The organism is uncultured Ruminococcus sp. (genome assembly GCF_947301925.1).
Taxonomy (GTDB): domain Bacteria; phylum Bacillota; class Clostridia; order Oscillospirales; family Ruminococcaceae; genus Ruminococcus.
The window spans coordinates 1-14,791 of record NZ_CAMYUE010000017.1; the positions used below are offsets into that span (position 1 = coordinate 1).

8 protein-coding genes and 2 tRNA genes are annotated in these 14,791 nt (G+C 41.5%); 4 read left to right on the forward strand and 6 right to left on the reverse strand.

Annotated features, from left to right (window positions below; genetic code table 11):
* Positions 1-160: 160 nt before the first annotated feature.
* Positions 161-1,267, reverse strand: coding sequence for a hypothetical protein (locus tag Q0Y65_RS13530; RefSeq protein WP_297960869.1), 1,107 nt, complete (start codon positions 1,265-1,267; stop codon positions 161-163).
* A 14-nt stretch (positions 1,268-1,281) separates the two neighbouring features.
* A complete protein-coding gene (locus Q0Y65_RS13535) occupies positions 1,282-5,652 on the reverse strand; it encodes a hypothetical protein (RefSeq protein WP_297960871.1) in 4,371 nt (1,456 codons plus the stop codon).
* Positions 5,653-6,165: 513 nt separating this feature from the next.
* Here Q0Y65_RS13535 and Q0Y65_RS13540 point away from each other — a divergent pair.
* Positions 6,166-7,116, forward strand: a complete 951-nt coding sequence (locus tag Q0Y65_RS13540; RefSeq protein ID WP_297960874.1) for a hypothetical protein — start codon at positions 6,166-6,168, stop codon at positions 7,114-7,116.
* A 668-nt stretch (positions 7,117-7,784) separates the two neighbouring features.
* On the opposite strand, the gene Q0Y65_RS13545 is transcribed toward Q0Y65_RS13540, so the two are convergent.
* Positions 7,785-7,869: transfer RNA gene (locus tag Q0Y65_RS13545), tRNA-Leu, on the reverse strand.
* A 159-nt stretch (positions 7,870-8,028) separates the two neighbouring features.
* Between Q0Y65_RS13545 and Q0Y65_RS13550 the strand changes: the two genes are divergently transcribed.
* The 3 genes from Q0Y65_RS13550 to Q0Y65_RS13560 all read left to right on the forward strand — a co-directional run bounded on the left by Q0Y65_RS13550 (position 8,029) and on the right by Q0Y65_RS13560 (position 10,334).
* Positions 8,029-8,104: transfer RNA gene (locus tag Q0Y65_RS13550), tRNA-Thr, on the forward strand.
* A 350-nt stretch (positions 8,105-8,454) separates the two neighbouring features.
* Positions 8,455-9,435, forward strand: a complete 981-nt coding sequence (locus Q0Y65_RS13555; RefSeq protein WP_297960877.1) for a radical SAM/SPASM domain-containing protein — start codon at positions 8,455-8,457, stop codon at positions 9,433-9,435.
* Complete coding sequence (locus Q0Y65_RS13560) at positions 9,432-10,334, forward strand: dockerin type I repeat-containing protein (protein ID WP_297960879.1); 903 nt, start codon at positions 9,432-9,434, stop codon at positions 10,332-10,334. The genes Q0Y65_RS13555 and Q0Y65_RS13560 overlap by 4 nt, the downstream gene beginning before the upstream one ends.
* 138 nt (positions 10,335-10,472) lie before the next feature.
* Here Q0Y65_RS13560 and Q0Y65_RS13565 read toward each other — a convergent pair whose 3' ends face one another.
* The 3 genes from Q0Y65_RS13565 to Q0Y65_RS13575 form a co-directional block, all read right to left on the reverse strand.
* Entirely contained in the window at positions 10,473-11,270 is a 798-nt protein-coding gene (locus Q0Y65_RS13565) for a 5-methylcytosine restriction system specificity protein McrC (protein ID WP_297960883.1), read from the reverse strand.
* A gap of 15 nt (positions 11,271-11,285) precedes the next feature.
* On the reverse strand, positions 11,286-13,040 hold the full coding sequence (locus Q0Y65_RS13570) for an McrB family protein (RefSeq protein ID WP_297960886.1): 1,755 nt from the start codon (positions 13,038-13,040) through the stop codon (positions 11,286-11,288).
* A 159-nt stretch (positions 13,041-13,199) separates the two neighbouring features.
* Entirely contained in the window at positions 13,200-14,660 is a 1,461-nt protein-coding gene (locus Q0Y65_RS13575) for a sugar transferase (RefSeq protein ID WP_297960888.1), read from the reverse strand.
* Positions 14,661-14,791: the final 131 nt, after the last annotated feature.

Genomic DNA, 14,791 nt, shown 5'->3' on the forward strand with positions numbered 1-14,791 from the left:
TTTATTATACATCAGATTCCTTTTGTGGGGAATACGTCCTTTATTTGACGCTTACAACGTTTTAATCATAGTTTCTGAATTTACAGATATTTTTTCGCAGAGTCACTAAAAAACACCCTCCATTTAATTTGATGGAGGGCGTTTACTTTCATAGGCTTCGTTATTCAATTGAAATTTTGTTTATGACTTTCCCGGTATTGTCATCAAATACGAAGATATAATTACCGCAGGTCTCAAAGGTGTATGATCCGTCTTTCTTTATTTCAGATGCTTTGTGTGAATCAATCTTTTTCCAATTTTTAGTAGAATAAGTAATGTATTTTCCACGATAATAGGTAACTGCCTTTTCTGTATCGGCATATAAAATGCGTTCACCTTTTTTTGTTTTGTATTCTTTTTCAATTCTCATATCATTGGCATCTATAACTGCAATAATATCAGATATGTGTTCTTTTACACAGCACATATCTTCAATGTTTTTGTGTGGATCAGAAGGAATTCTGATACCTATAAAAACTATTTTTTGATTTATTGCTGAAATATCTTCAGGATAGTACCCTGAAAGAATATCGGATCTTGATCCTTCGCCTGTCTTATAGCTAAGTTTTACCAATGTAGGTTCACTTGTGTTTAATGCGGAACTCGCAATTAGCTCTGTAGCATTATTATGAATAATGTATTCTCCGTATTCATTTCTGTAACGTGTTATAATAGAATCGTTAGATACTATCGCACTGCTTTTAAATGCAGTATTGTTATCGTGATCTGATGATATTATCTTTAATCCATCAGTTTCGTAGTACTTCAGATAACTTTTATTAAATGAATTGTTCAGAGAGGTATATTGCAGTGGTTCAGATGAATCAAGTGCGAATATATATGGTTCAAGCTCTTTATCTATACCGCAAAAGAAACTATCCTTTATCCCGAAGGACAGTATTTCAGCGCCTACTTCATATTTTTCAGACATATTCATGTTATTGTCAAATCGCATGAGGGAGTTATCTGAATAGACATACAAACTATTATCATAAGCACATATAAGCGGAGATTTAAGTTCTTCTATTACTTTTTTACCATTTTTATTGTATACATCATTTCCCTTGACATAATAGTATTCATTGATGATTGAACACATATGATTATAATTGTAATTGTTATTTACAGTTATAATAGTATTATTAGAATAGTGTGTCGATAACAAATATATTGATAAAGCAATTATTACAAAACCAGATAGAAAAATGAAAAATAGTTTCTTTCGCATTATTATCATCTCCATTAATATAATACATATCCGATATAATAAGAGTGTTTATATTTCATGTTAGTTGTTAGATTGTTTTTTACTGTAGAGTTATCCCATGAAGTTGTAGCACTATCACTTCTGTTAAAGCCTTTAAAACAATTTCCATCAAGCTGATTAGGATCATATCTCATTGCATATGTATGAATCTTCGTTATATCAAACGTAAATGATATTATTCCACTTTTTGCTTTTAATAAACCATTTGAATTTGTTTCTGTAATAAAACTTTCATACTCACTGCACAGTTTGGAATTTTTCTCCTCACTGATACCGATAAAAGGTTCTCGGCATGAATCTATAATCTGATAATTAGCATTATATACATCTAGGCAGTTTTTAATTTTTTTGGGGTTACTACCTAATCCTCCATCATTTGAAAATTCCCAAATGTTTAATATGCTTTTAGCAAATGGAGATAGTATTTCTGAATAATTGGTTTGTATCGCGTTAATTTCAAATTCGGAGGCTAACCTGAAAAAGCTAATATTCGTAGAATCATCTCCAATTATATCAGCCATCTTTAAAGCGTTATATGTTCCAAGTGCTTCACAAATTACATATTTCATCTTTGTTTCTGCAAAAATAGCATATTCAAAAATTCCTCCATCTTGATTAATCAAAAGATTGTAATCTTTATTATTGATTCTTTCTTTTATAATATTATAATAAATCAAGTTAATGTTTGAATAATTAATTTGGCAATTCTTTATTGCTCGTAATTCATCACTATTATTTCCATTTGCTTCATCAATCAGAGCTTGACAATATATCTCGCCATACCTTTTCCACTGATACTCTGGATTGGAAATAATAAATTCATCTTTTTTATATGATGAACATATTAATTTTTGAGATGAATCATCGCAAGAAAGATAAAAACTCATGGAGCTGAATCCATTGATTTCAACGTACTTTGTTTTAATAATAACTTTGGAACTTGTGGAACAGGGTATGATTTCCCATAATTGGTTCAAATCAATTTTAGTATTTATATATGTAGTAATTCTTACTTCATGAGAAGATGGTATAAAACTTAGTACCATGTTTTCATTTGATATGGGATGGATGGTATATCCGTTTTGAGAATCATGCCATATAAATCTGAATCTCTGTTTATTGGAACCATCACATAAGGAAGTTCTGATTATTGAAGTATTATTACTGTTATCATTTTCAATTAATTCAAAGCAATTATTCCCCATTAATAATGAGTATATTTCTCCATCGAACAAATCATATTTACCGTTTAAGTATTTAGGAGGTAAAACTCCATCAGGGTCGTCTAAATCTGTATACCCGTCTTCATCAGTATCAATATTTGAAGGATCGGTTGTTATAGCTATTACTCTTAGATTATAAATATAATCTGCCATTGTTAGACCATTTGATGGAGAAAAAGGTGCTTCTTCCGGAAAAACATAATTAATATTCGCAAGTTTTTGGTTTATAAAATTAATGATGCTTTCGCGATAGCTTTTGTAGTTAATCCAATTAATATAATCATGAATTGTTGGTAAATCAAAACTTCCATCATCATACATTTTTAGCTTAGATGTATCTGTTTCTTCCCAGTCAGTAAGGCAATCACCATCTGTATCTATACCGTTTTCACTGTTTAGTTCTCCACTTAGTACAATAGGCTTCCAATCAATAGGTGAGTATGCGCCATACAACGATTTTCTTGAAATCTGTTTATTGATGTTTTCTATGACATCATTATAATTGCTTTTGGAAGTTGTGTCAAGTGTAAGATCAACACCAATATTATCAACAATATGCTTTATCATTGTCGTCTTGTCTAAGTCTATGCCTATTGGGTTTCCATTTATATATTCATGCAGATAAGGATCAAAGTTATTTCCGTTATATACGATCTCAGAGAAAACCATATCGTTTGCCCAAAAATAGTAGTATACCCATTCACAGTCTTGCTGAAAATATACACCATTATATTGAATAGAGGTGAAATTTGTAGTGCCGTTTATAAGATTAATTACATATTTCTTTGAATTCTCTCTGTATGATTGACGAAGATTCTTAACTGTTTGCAAATATCCTATATTTCTATATGCAGAAGAACCATAGGATAAATATTCTACTTTTGATAATACTTTATCCACGTCAGCTATATCGGTTTCAATGGGCCATCCGTCATTTAATTCAACCGAATCACCTGTAGTAAATCCGTATGGTATTATATGAATCCATACGTCATGATATTTATTAAATGCATATGCTGAAATATCATGTATTAGCTGTTTTTCAAACTCAAAATTTTCTTTTTGCCATTCATTATTTGAACCGCTATTTTGAATCATAAAAAAAAGATCAACAGGAGTATTCTCAAAAAGATATCCGTATGCTCCCTTACCCTTTTGCTGATTTGAACTGGTTGACTGTACAGTGTTTTCAGGTGCTAAGGCTATAGGAGCATTTTGTCTAAACACTTGTGGTGATTCAGTCTCTTCATAAGTTTCACTAAGATTGACACCAAGACCACTGAACCACTTTTCCGTATCCATTATACAATATGTGCCACCGTCTTCGACATTGACAGAAATAGTGTTTGTTATTTCATCATATTCAGTGTAAAGCGGTAAAAGTGCTTTTACGTCTTCAAAATACTTAAATACAGCAAATCGTTTTATCCCTTGAAATTGCTCATTCCCTGAATATACAGAAGGCTCATTGTTGACATATTCATCTCTAATTTCATATTTTAGCACTATTTCTTCAGGATTGCAAGTGTCAGTGATATCTATGTTGACACTTGCGCCTATCATAGCATCGTTTTCTATGGCAGCTGAATAACCGCTCTCATCTACAGTAAGCTCTTCTTCAGCATCACCGTTGGTCTTTATATCTATCGAGAGCACATATGGGCTTTCAGCTGTATTGACGGAAGCGAGAATATTGTTATCCGCAGATATAGTTTGCTGAACAGCATATTCGCCGTCGGGAACGCCATTTGTTGCAGGATCATTCGGGTCAAGGCCAAGTTTTATCTCTGAACCGTCATCTATCCCGTCTTCATCGCTGTCAGCGACCAGCGGATCTGTTCCATATACATAGATTTCGTCATAGTCGCTGGGCCCGTCCAGATCTGTATCGGGAGTCCAGGGATATGTTCTTCTTGTAAACTCGTCTATGTTGCTGAGACCGTCCTCATCTGTATCTGCATCAGCATCGGAAATACCTTCTGTTACCGAATCATAAACAAGGGGATCAGTCTGAGTAAAGACATATTCCTGATAATCTGTAAGTCCGTCATCATCTGTATCAGTATCATAGGGATCGGTACCTATTTTCAGTTCATATATATCCGGAAGACCGTCTTCATCGCTGTCAAGAACTTTTGTATCATATCCGTTCTCTGTACTGATTACTATGAAAGGAACAGATTCAAATACCGTACCGTTGTTTGTGGTTTCAATTACCTTTATGTATTTCTTTTCAAAAGGCTCTGTGAATGAGTATTCAAAAGAATCTGCGTTTGTTACAGTACCTATTGATATGTAGTTCTCACCATCATCTGATACCTGTATATCAAAGCTTCCGTCGGGTACTGTGGTATTCCAGTATACGCTGAATACATCTGTTTCATAATCATACTCGCCGTAAGCAACTATCTCTATATCATCATTGTTTATTGGTTCCGACTCATTGCCAAGGAACTCTGCCATCTGAGAGTTGTAGTTTGCATTGAGATTTGGACAGGTTATAGTTATAGTATCAGCAATGATAATAACACTGTTGATATTCAGATTCTGTGCAGTGATATTAACGCAGCCATAAGGTGCATAGACAAGTCCGTTAAGGTTAACATTATCTGTATTTATAGTTATATTACCGGTTTCAGCACAGATAACAGAGTCCTGGGAGTTCTCCACGTTTCCGCTGAGGATAACATCATTCAGAGCCTTTATGCCGCTTGTAATATTTATATTACCTGTAAGACCGATATCTCCTTCAGCTTCAATAGGCATATTGATGTTGATATTGGTATCCTCAAGGAAGTAATCCTCGAAATAAGTATCAACATGAGAAGTAAAGTATCTGCTGTCTATCTTGCTGAAGAACAGTTTCATTTCTTCCTGAGCGTTTTCTTTTCTTGTTCCATTAATATTGAAGTTCTGAGCGCTTGAGGATATAGTTCCGTTAGTAGCAAGGCTTCCATTGATACAAATATTATTTGAGTTGATAGTGATAGCACCCTCTTCATCCGAGCCTGCAAATAAAGTGTAAGGATAGGGGACTGTTTCTTCTGCATTTGCAGGTATCTGTGGAATAAAGCCTGCAACAGTTACTGCTGAGAGTAGTGCTGATAAAATCTTTTTAAACATTTTTCCTCCGATGTATGGTATCATGTGTTTTGGCTGCGAAAAAGATACCATTATTATTATAGTTTTTGCAGCGATGTTTCTTGTGAACTAAGTCGATCTCCTTTCGGTAAAAAAATAGACAATACCGTGGAAACTAAGGAGCGGAATGATTGGTAGGAATGATAGAAAGAGAAAGGTGATAGTATTACTGTGACTGAGAGAGGTATTGTCATATGCTTCAAAACAATGCATAAATTATAACATTTCATGCAGGAGAAATCAACGTATTTGCGTGAAATGTAGTTTTTTAGCGTGAAATGTATAATATACCAATATACTTCCGTTTTGCTGTGCTTCATTCAAAAAAGGCTATATTCTCGACGTTTCCTTAAAAACAAGAGAGATTTTGTGCTATAATAGCACAATTTTACTTTGGCGTCAAATAAGATGATGTTGATCAATTAAATTTCGCTGATATGTCGATTGACATTAATTAAATAATATGATATTCTAAAGGAAACAAGGAGGTCAGTCATGAAAAGATCATTAATAATTGTGGCATCAGCAGCATTTTTAAGCCTTTGCGCTTGCGGAGACAAGTCCGACCACAAGTCAAAGAGTAAAAGCGAAATTCATAGTGATACAAATGTAAACATAGAAATAGAAACAATAACAGAGTTACATCCGGGTAATGTTAAAGAAGAAATAGCGTTGGTTGATCCTTTTGAAACTCTTTCGTTATCCATTGATAATGAAAAGAGCGCATATCCAGAGTGTCTGGATATTGCCTTGGATTATGGAGCAAAAGATTATTCTGATCAATTTGATTATAAAGCAAAAATCATATCAGCTGATAAGAAAAAGATGAAAGTTGAAGTGGAAGCTGATCCGAATGAAGAAGCATTGGAAGAGCTATTTGGAGGTATGAAGTATAAAATTAAAGAAGATACAAAAGAATACGAATTGTCGATAGATAGTGTTCCTGCTTGTTTAATCGATAATTCGGTACTAACGAATGAAATTCTTGAAAGCATAGATAAACTATGTCGTGAAACAATAGACGAAAGAATAAAGTACTTGATTGATACGGAAATAATTGAACATGATCATACAGGCGATGATGAATATGAACTTGTTTCTGTATATGCCACTAATGGAAGGGTAGAGGATTACATTTCGCTTCCTATGGATGTCGATATAGGTTATCCATGCTTTTTTACAGGCAAAGAAATAGATATACATAATAACAGATTGATTTATTTATATAAATCGAAAAGCAGTATATATTATGTTGCTACAGTGCATCCTGTATTCATTCAAGGAGAATTATTAAAAGAGCGATGTGTTGTATTAACAGATACAGCAGGATTGTCTATGCAATATGATAGCAAGGAAGAAGCAGAGGAAGAAATTCAGGCTTGGCTTGAAAGAATGTGTGTTGGTTATAAAGATGGAGATCTTGTAAAAATTGCAAATCCTACATAAAATAAACCGCCTACTCTTTTTTTGAGTAGGCGGTTGTTGCTGTGCCGGTCAAAAATTGCTTATAATAATTGTTCAGTAAAAAAATATTTCAAAAGCAGGTTGACATGAAGAAACAAATATGGTATAATGCAATCAGCTAATAAAAAAGCACCCCCACAAGGCATAGACAGTTTGGCGACTGACTACGCCTCGTAATCATACAGACACTGGATTGTCTGAATGACTTAGTGAGAATGCTATTTGCGTGCGGTGTAATGTTTTTGCATTATATTATAGCACTTATAATAGACCTTGTCAAGCCTTTCAGTTACGTTGCGGTGTCTGGAAGGCTTGCCTTTTTTTGCCTTTTGTAGGCTTTTTTATTTAGTTTCCTTGACAAGAAACTTGATAACTGAATAAGGGGGCTTGAGATGAATTGCTACACCTTGAAACTTCTACTGAATAAGATGAAGGATTGAGCCATGACGAACGAACCTGTTTAGTACAAACTTCATATCTTGGTTTGCCAGGAAAGGTATCGACGAGCCATATCAAGGTCTTAGTAGTCGGGACGGAAAAAATAAACGCACCCGAAAGCAAACGATAGTTGTCAAGCCAAATTTTTTTATAAAATGAAAATCTGTCAGAGTGTACGATAAAACGTATCCTCTAACAGGTTTTCAGATATTTGGTGCGAGTAATGGGACTTGAACCCATACGTCTGTCGACACACGCCCCTCAAACGTGCCTGTCTGCCTATTCCAGCACACTCGCATTGCAGTATTTCGTGACTGCTTTAATATTATATCAGAAATCAGTTTGCTTGTCAAGCGTTTTTTGAAAAAAATTTGGGGAATATTTGATTAACATAAAAAATAATGTGTCTTGCTATTGACTTTTACTCCCCATTGTTGTATAATATTATTTGTTGGTGCTGATGTGGCACAGTCGGTAGCGCAACGCCTTGGTAAGGCGTAGGTCGTCGGTTCAAGTCCGATCATCAGCTCCAAAACGCGGTTTAGGAAACTAAACCGCGTTTTTTGTTAAGCGGTATCTGAATCGCAACACATACACAGCGGGGAGCCCGCAGGCAGGTTCGCGTCTCGGTAAAACCGGGACGCGGTTTTTTCATGAAGCGTTATCAAGATTGCAGCACATACACAGGAAGCGGTTCAGGAAACTGAATCGCTTTTTTATTGAGCAAACGCGGTAACGGAAAGACCTGTTTCCGCAGCCGTTATTGTGCAAGTGAGAAAGAAATTTTGCAATAATTCTTAAAAATGTATGAAATATATTGCATTGTGCTTCGGGTTGTATTATAATGATAATATGGAAAGTGTACGGAATGGGGTGAGGGATTTGGATTATACTATCAGCATAACCAACAAATGCAATCTGAGATGCAGCTATTGCTACGAAAGGCATCTGAACACGGAATACGGCTGCATAACCGATGAAATAAGAGAAAAGATAGCGGACTTCATAAACAGCCGCGCTGATGCTGAGACAGTATATCTTTTCGGCGGCGAGCCTCTGCTGTATAAGGACACGGTAAAATACTACTGTGAGAAGGTTACGGCAAAGGAGCTGGTCATCACCACCAACGGAACCCTTCTGGACGAGGACTTCATCAGATGGTGTGCGGACAGGAAGGTCATTATCAATATGTCCCACGACGGCATTGAATGTACCGAACGCGGCGTGGATACGGCGCTGCTGGACGCAAATCTGAAGCTGCTGCTGAAGTATCAGCCCGAGACTCTTGTGCAGCTGGTATATACGGAGGAGACTCTTCCGAAGCTGTATGATAATATCATGTACCTGAAAGGACTTGGTGTGAAGAAGGTCTCTGCGGCAATGGACGCTTTTCTTGAACCCGCCGATCCCGACAGCTTCGGTGACATACTCAGGGAGCAATGGCGGAAGATCGCCGATATTCCCGACCTGTTCGTATATGAGCTGGCTGTGAAGGAGAAGAGCATCAGGGAAAATAAGCGCGGCACCTGCGAGATATGCAGGAGGAAGGTCTTTATAAACTGGGACGGGAAGTTCTATCCCTGCGTCCAGTTCCAGAACATAGCCGAATATCGCTGCGGCGATATATTCGTCGGTATCGAGGCCGAGAGGGCAAGAAGGGAACACCCCGATTATTCAATGGTCTCGGAGAGGTGCAAGGGCTGCGAGATAGCAGATTACTGCCGCAACTCATGCGCCTGCCGCAAAATGGCTACAACAGGCACGGTAAGGGATATTTCGGAGGCAGCCTGCATGGAAGAGCAGGTGCAGATTCTCACAGCACTGGAGAAAATATCTGAAGAAATGGGAGGAATGAAAAAATGAGAAAATTCACACGGGAGATAGCGGCTCTGCTGACTTCAGTTGCAGTCAGCTCGGGAGCAAGCGCAGGTACGGCCTTTGCAGAGGATATAGAGCCTGTAAAGACAGCGGGCGTGGCAATTAACACCGATCTGATCGACGAGCCGGGAACTACCACCACAACAACGACTACCACTATACCGCCCCTTTCGGGTACTATGACGGGTACGACCACTACTACCACCGTTACTGTTCCTCCTCTTGAGGGAACAATGACGGGTACCACAACGGCTACCACAACAATACCGCCTCTTTCGGGCACCATGACGGGAACTACCACAACGGTCACTACGACCATACCTCCTCTTGAGGGCACTATGACAGGAACCACTACCGCTGTTACAACTACTCTGCCGCCTTTTGAAGGGGTAATGATGCCTCCTGCTGACGGTGATGTCAACGGCGACGGCTCATTCGGCATATCCGATGTTGTTACCTTCCAGAAGTTCCTTCTGAACTCCGACGAAGGAAAGCTCAGCAACCGTTATGCGGCAGATATGAACCTGGACGGAGAGCTGGACGTTTTCGACCTTATCGCCATGAAGCGCGAGCTCGTCAGCCGTAACGGGTATTATCTCAGTCCTATGATCACATCTACCGATATTATCGAGCTCTCAAAGAAGGGCGATGATATCACCTGGGACGATCTCAAGGACTTCCGTTCCATTGGCGGTATAGGCACGGGCGGCTATGTTTACAGGTATCAGCTGGGGGATATGAATGACAGATTTGTCTTATTTGTTACCGTGGACAATGACGTTATAAAGTCCGCTGCGCTGGAGGCTGTAAGCGATTCTGACAGGGTGGATATCCGTAATGGCGATGTCGAAGCCTTCATTGCAAAGCACAATCCGCCTGCCTGAGAGTTTGAAAAAATGAGGGATCCGGAATTATCGGTGTCCTCTTTTTGATGCAAATTAAAAATAGCAGCAAAGCCCCTGAACGCTCTATCACGTTCAGGGGCTTCTGTATAGGTATCTTTATGAGCGGGGAGCTGTTTTTCAGCTCATTCTGTACAGCTGCGAGCAGGTGACGTATTTGCCCGAAAAGGCGGTGCCCTCATTCCTGTCAAAGAGCATTCTGCATATATTGAGAATGGTGCTGTACTTCCTTGTGTTCCGGGTGTTGATGCATTTGGCGAACTCCGCCTCTATACTGCGCGGCACAGCCACCTCGTCAAGATAGGACAGAGCCTCCTTCAGCAGGTGGGAGCTGCGCGGACTGGCCGTCAGCCTGATAAGCACCGACGCGGCAGCCTTTATTATGCGGTTTTCCGCGCGGTCGGGAGTGAAGACGTCATGTCGGACGTAGATACGCTCGCGGTGAACGAGATTGCGGCGGATATTCTCCGAGAACAGTATGGTGCCGCTGACGGAGTGCATATTCTCCTCGCGGCTGGCGTAGGCGGATAGCACGCCGCTTTTTATTATCTTCATGGTCTCGCCCGCAAAAACGGAAATGAAGTATTCCATGAAGTTCATATCGGTATCCGAAGGGACGAAGGTATATCCGCACCGCCTGCAGAACTCGGCGCAGAGCGCATTTCTCGCGTCTGCGGCATCACCGTCCGTCTGGGGCAGTATCTCGATGAAGGTACCGTCGGCGAGACATACGAAACCGCAGTAGGAGCCTGCCGTGAAATACCTTATGCCGTTTACCCGGCTGACCGTGATGGCTTCTCTGCCGTCAGCCTTGCAGACAGCGGCAAATTCGCCCAGCATTTTTGTGATCTCTCCGTTTTTGTGGGAGATATCCACGATCATGTCATGGGCTGATACGCAAAAGTGTCTGGTATACATTTTGATCTCCCATCATCAGGAAACATCGCTGTAGATGTTTATGAAGTTCTCTCTGGTCCAGTTATCGGGACGGCCGAGACGGTACATTTTGTGTCCCGAGTCGAAATGCTTGATATACTTTGGATTGATACATTCGATGAAGGCGTTGTCGTCGTTCAGTATGAGCCTGATCTTCTCGTAGTCGTCGAAGAAATACTCCTGTAGCAGGGGGATTATCTTTGTGGAGAAAACGTTTCTCAGCTCGAATATGCTTTGTATGGGGGCGCCGCCGTTCATGAAGTATGCGTGGCCGATAGCGTGCTCGCGGTCGTAGTAATACTCTATGCGCTCGTTCAGCGCAGTGAGGAGCTGACACAGGTCAACGCCGTCGCATTCACCAAGGAGTGAGGGCTCGGGCAGCATCTCTATGAAGTCGAAACGCCTTCTCAGAGCGGTATCCAGCATGGCGATAGAGCGGTCGGCGGTATTCATTGTGCCCAGGATATGCAGATTGGCAGGCACGAAGAACTCGGTCTGCGAATAGGGGAGTATGGCGGTAGTGCCGCGCTTTGACTCCTCTATGAGGGTTATGAGCTCTCCGAATATCTTTGAGATATTGCCGCGGTTTATCTCGTCAATAATTGCTACGAAGCGCATATGGGGACTCTTTGCCGCCTTTTCGCACAGCGACTTGAACACGCCGCTGTAGGGGCGGTAAATAACTGTGGTATCGGCGTGAGCGGTATTGGTATCGTTGCCGTACCTGTCAACAACAACAGGCCGTATGCCCTCCACGAATTCCTCATAGCTGAAGGACTGGTGGAAGGTGGTGAACCTTATCTGACCTGCCGCGGCGTATTTCTCATATCTTTCCTTTACGGAGGAATAGGACTCGCCTTCGGCGATCTTTCTGCCCTCTATCAGCTCCACGGCATACCTGATAACGTTGTAGGTCTTTCCTGTTCCGGGAGGACCGTAGAGTATCTGATTGAGCGGAGCGTCTGTTCTTTTGGGCTGGTATCCGGGAGCGGGAGCCTCCTGCTCCCGGGGTTCTTCACTGACATTGAGGAGTTCCCAGGACATGATATCGAACACCCTCATGTTCCTGAACTTGAAGTGAGAGTTGCGGAAGTCTATTATCCTGCGGCAGTTCTGTATATAATGGGTAAGATAGTCCGTTTTCTCCAGCTTTATGCCCAGAGCCTTGTAAACAGCCGAATCGGTGGCGCTTTCGCCCAGTATGGGGAAGGTGTTGGGCTTCAGGCAGTGGAGTATCCTCGACATGGCGAATACAGGCAGCCCCGAATCCTTGATATGGTTGAGCATTTTGTGAGCGGTGCCCAGAAGCTTGTCGTCGTTGTCGAGACCAGAAAGGTTTATGCACATCTTGAAGAAGAACTGTATAGCCTCGGTCTTTTCGCCGATAAGAGCATTCCTGAAGGAAAAGGGCGTAGTAAGGAACTCTTTTTCCTTTTTCCCTATGACGTGATTGAACAGCATCCTTGAACCGCGGCTCCATATCTTTTCAAGAGCCGAATCCAGCATGACCTTGTCTATGTGGAGCAGGTGGCTGTTCTGTATATACTGCTTGCGCTCGTTCTTGTCATTTCCCCAGATACCGAGGGACAGGTAATAAAGCAGGTCGAGATCCTTGTAGTTTATGAGAGTTGTCTTTTTCAGCTTTGCATAACACTCCACCGCTTCGTGTACCGAGCGGTATGTTCCGTCAAATTCATACGGCTGGATATCGTGTTTGCGCTTCAGCTCGTCAATAATATTCTTTTTATCCATATTTATGACTACCTTTCCAAAAGTATCCTACTGTAATTGTATCACGCGCACAAACAAAAGTCAACAGGATTTGCGATTTTTGCACATTATCCACAAAGTGGGAGCTTGTTTTTATATCAATGAATAAAAAAGGACTTCCGCAGGGAAGTCCTTCTTCGTCTATTCCGCTCCGCTGCCCTTGAAAACCACGGCAACGGTTTTGAGTATTATTTTCAGATCAAGGAGCAGGCTCCAGTTTTCAATGTACTCTCTGTCCAGTCTTACGACCTCCTCGAAGTCGGTGATGCGGCTCCTGCCGCTGACCTGCCATAGGCCTGTGAGACCGGGCTTTATGCTCATTCTTATCCTGTGTCCGAGACCGTATTTTTCCCACTCGTCGGGAGTAGGCGGCCTTGTGCCCACAAGGCTCATATTGCCTCTGAGCACGTTGAAGAACTGCGGCAGCTCATCTATTGAGTGCCTGCGGATAAAGTTCCCGATACCTCTGGGACGGCCGTTTCTGTCCTTTTTCTCGCTGCCGATGATACGGGGATCGTCGTCCATTTTGAACATCATGCCGCTGTCTATCCTGTTCTTTTCCATCAGTTCCTGCTTGCGTTTTTCCGCGTCCATGTACATACTGCGGAACTTGTACATAACGAATGGCTTGCCGTTCTGTCCCACGCGCTTCTGCCTGAAGAATACCGGTCCGGGAGACTTGATGTATATGGCAGGTGCCAGGAATACAAAGACTATCAGAGTGATGATGCAGCCTATGAGACCTCCTGCTATATCCGCAAGGCGCTTTAACGCCAGCTTTCCTGCGGGGGCGGAGGAGGCGCTGCTTGACAGCACACGATAGGGACCCAGGCTCCGCATTTCCGTTGCGTTCCATCTTCCGTCGGTCATGGGAGGTATGGAATAATTCAGGGTTATGCCCATTCTGAAAAGGCTGTCCATGAGCTCCGAAGGGAAGGTCATGGTCTCCGACTGGAGCAGGAACACCTCGTCCACCCAGCCGTGGCTGAGCCGTGAGATAGTTTCCTCATCAAGAGGATATACGGGGATATCCCTGAGCTTTTCTCCGTTTCCGCACTCCCTGTCGGTGATTATGACGCCCGAGATAAAGAAGCTGCTGTGCCGCGGGTCGCTCATAAGAGCGGCGAGGGTCTTCCCGGCGGAATCCGATGAGGTTATGAGCACTACGGAATGGCGGTTCTGTCGGTATTTACCCGAATTGAACACTCTCAGCTTGTTCAGCTGCCTGAAAATGTAGTCGGCAGCAGCATAGGTCACCGAGGTGAAGCCCAGCTGCAATCGTGAAGCGGCAGTTGAATGTTTTACTGCGAAAAGGTATATGAGCGCCAGTATCATTACTGCCGCGATGTATTTTATAACAGCCCACAGCTCTTCCAGCTTCCCGCGGTGGAGTATGCCCTTGTAGTTGTCGGTAAAGACTATGACAAGGAGCTGGCTGGTGGTGAGTATCACAGCCTGATACTGGAAGGAATCGATGCTGTAGGGGTTGGCAAAGGGCATATGGAGCCAGTAGCTTATGATAAAGCACAGCTGAAGGCAAAGCAGGTCGATTATTATGAAATCGCCGTGCTTCAGTCCTGCCCTGAGATTTTTATTGTCCACGAAGCACCTCCGCGACTTGATTAGTTTATAATTATTATAAACTATAAGCCCACCCGTGTCAAGTCCTGTGATATGGTGAGAATCCATGTATATCCGCAAGTAATGGGTTGACATAATGGGATTTATGAGTT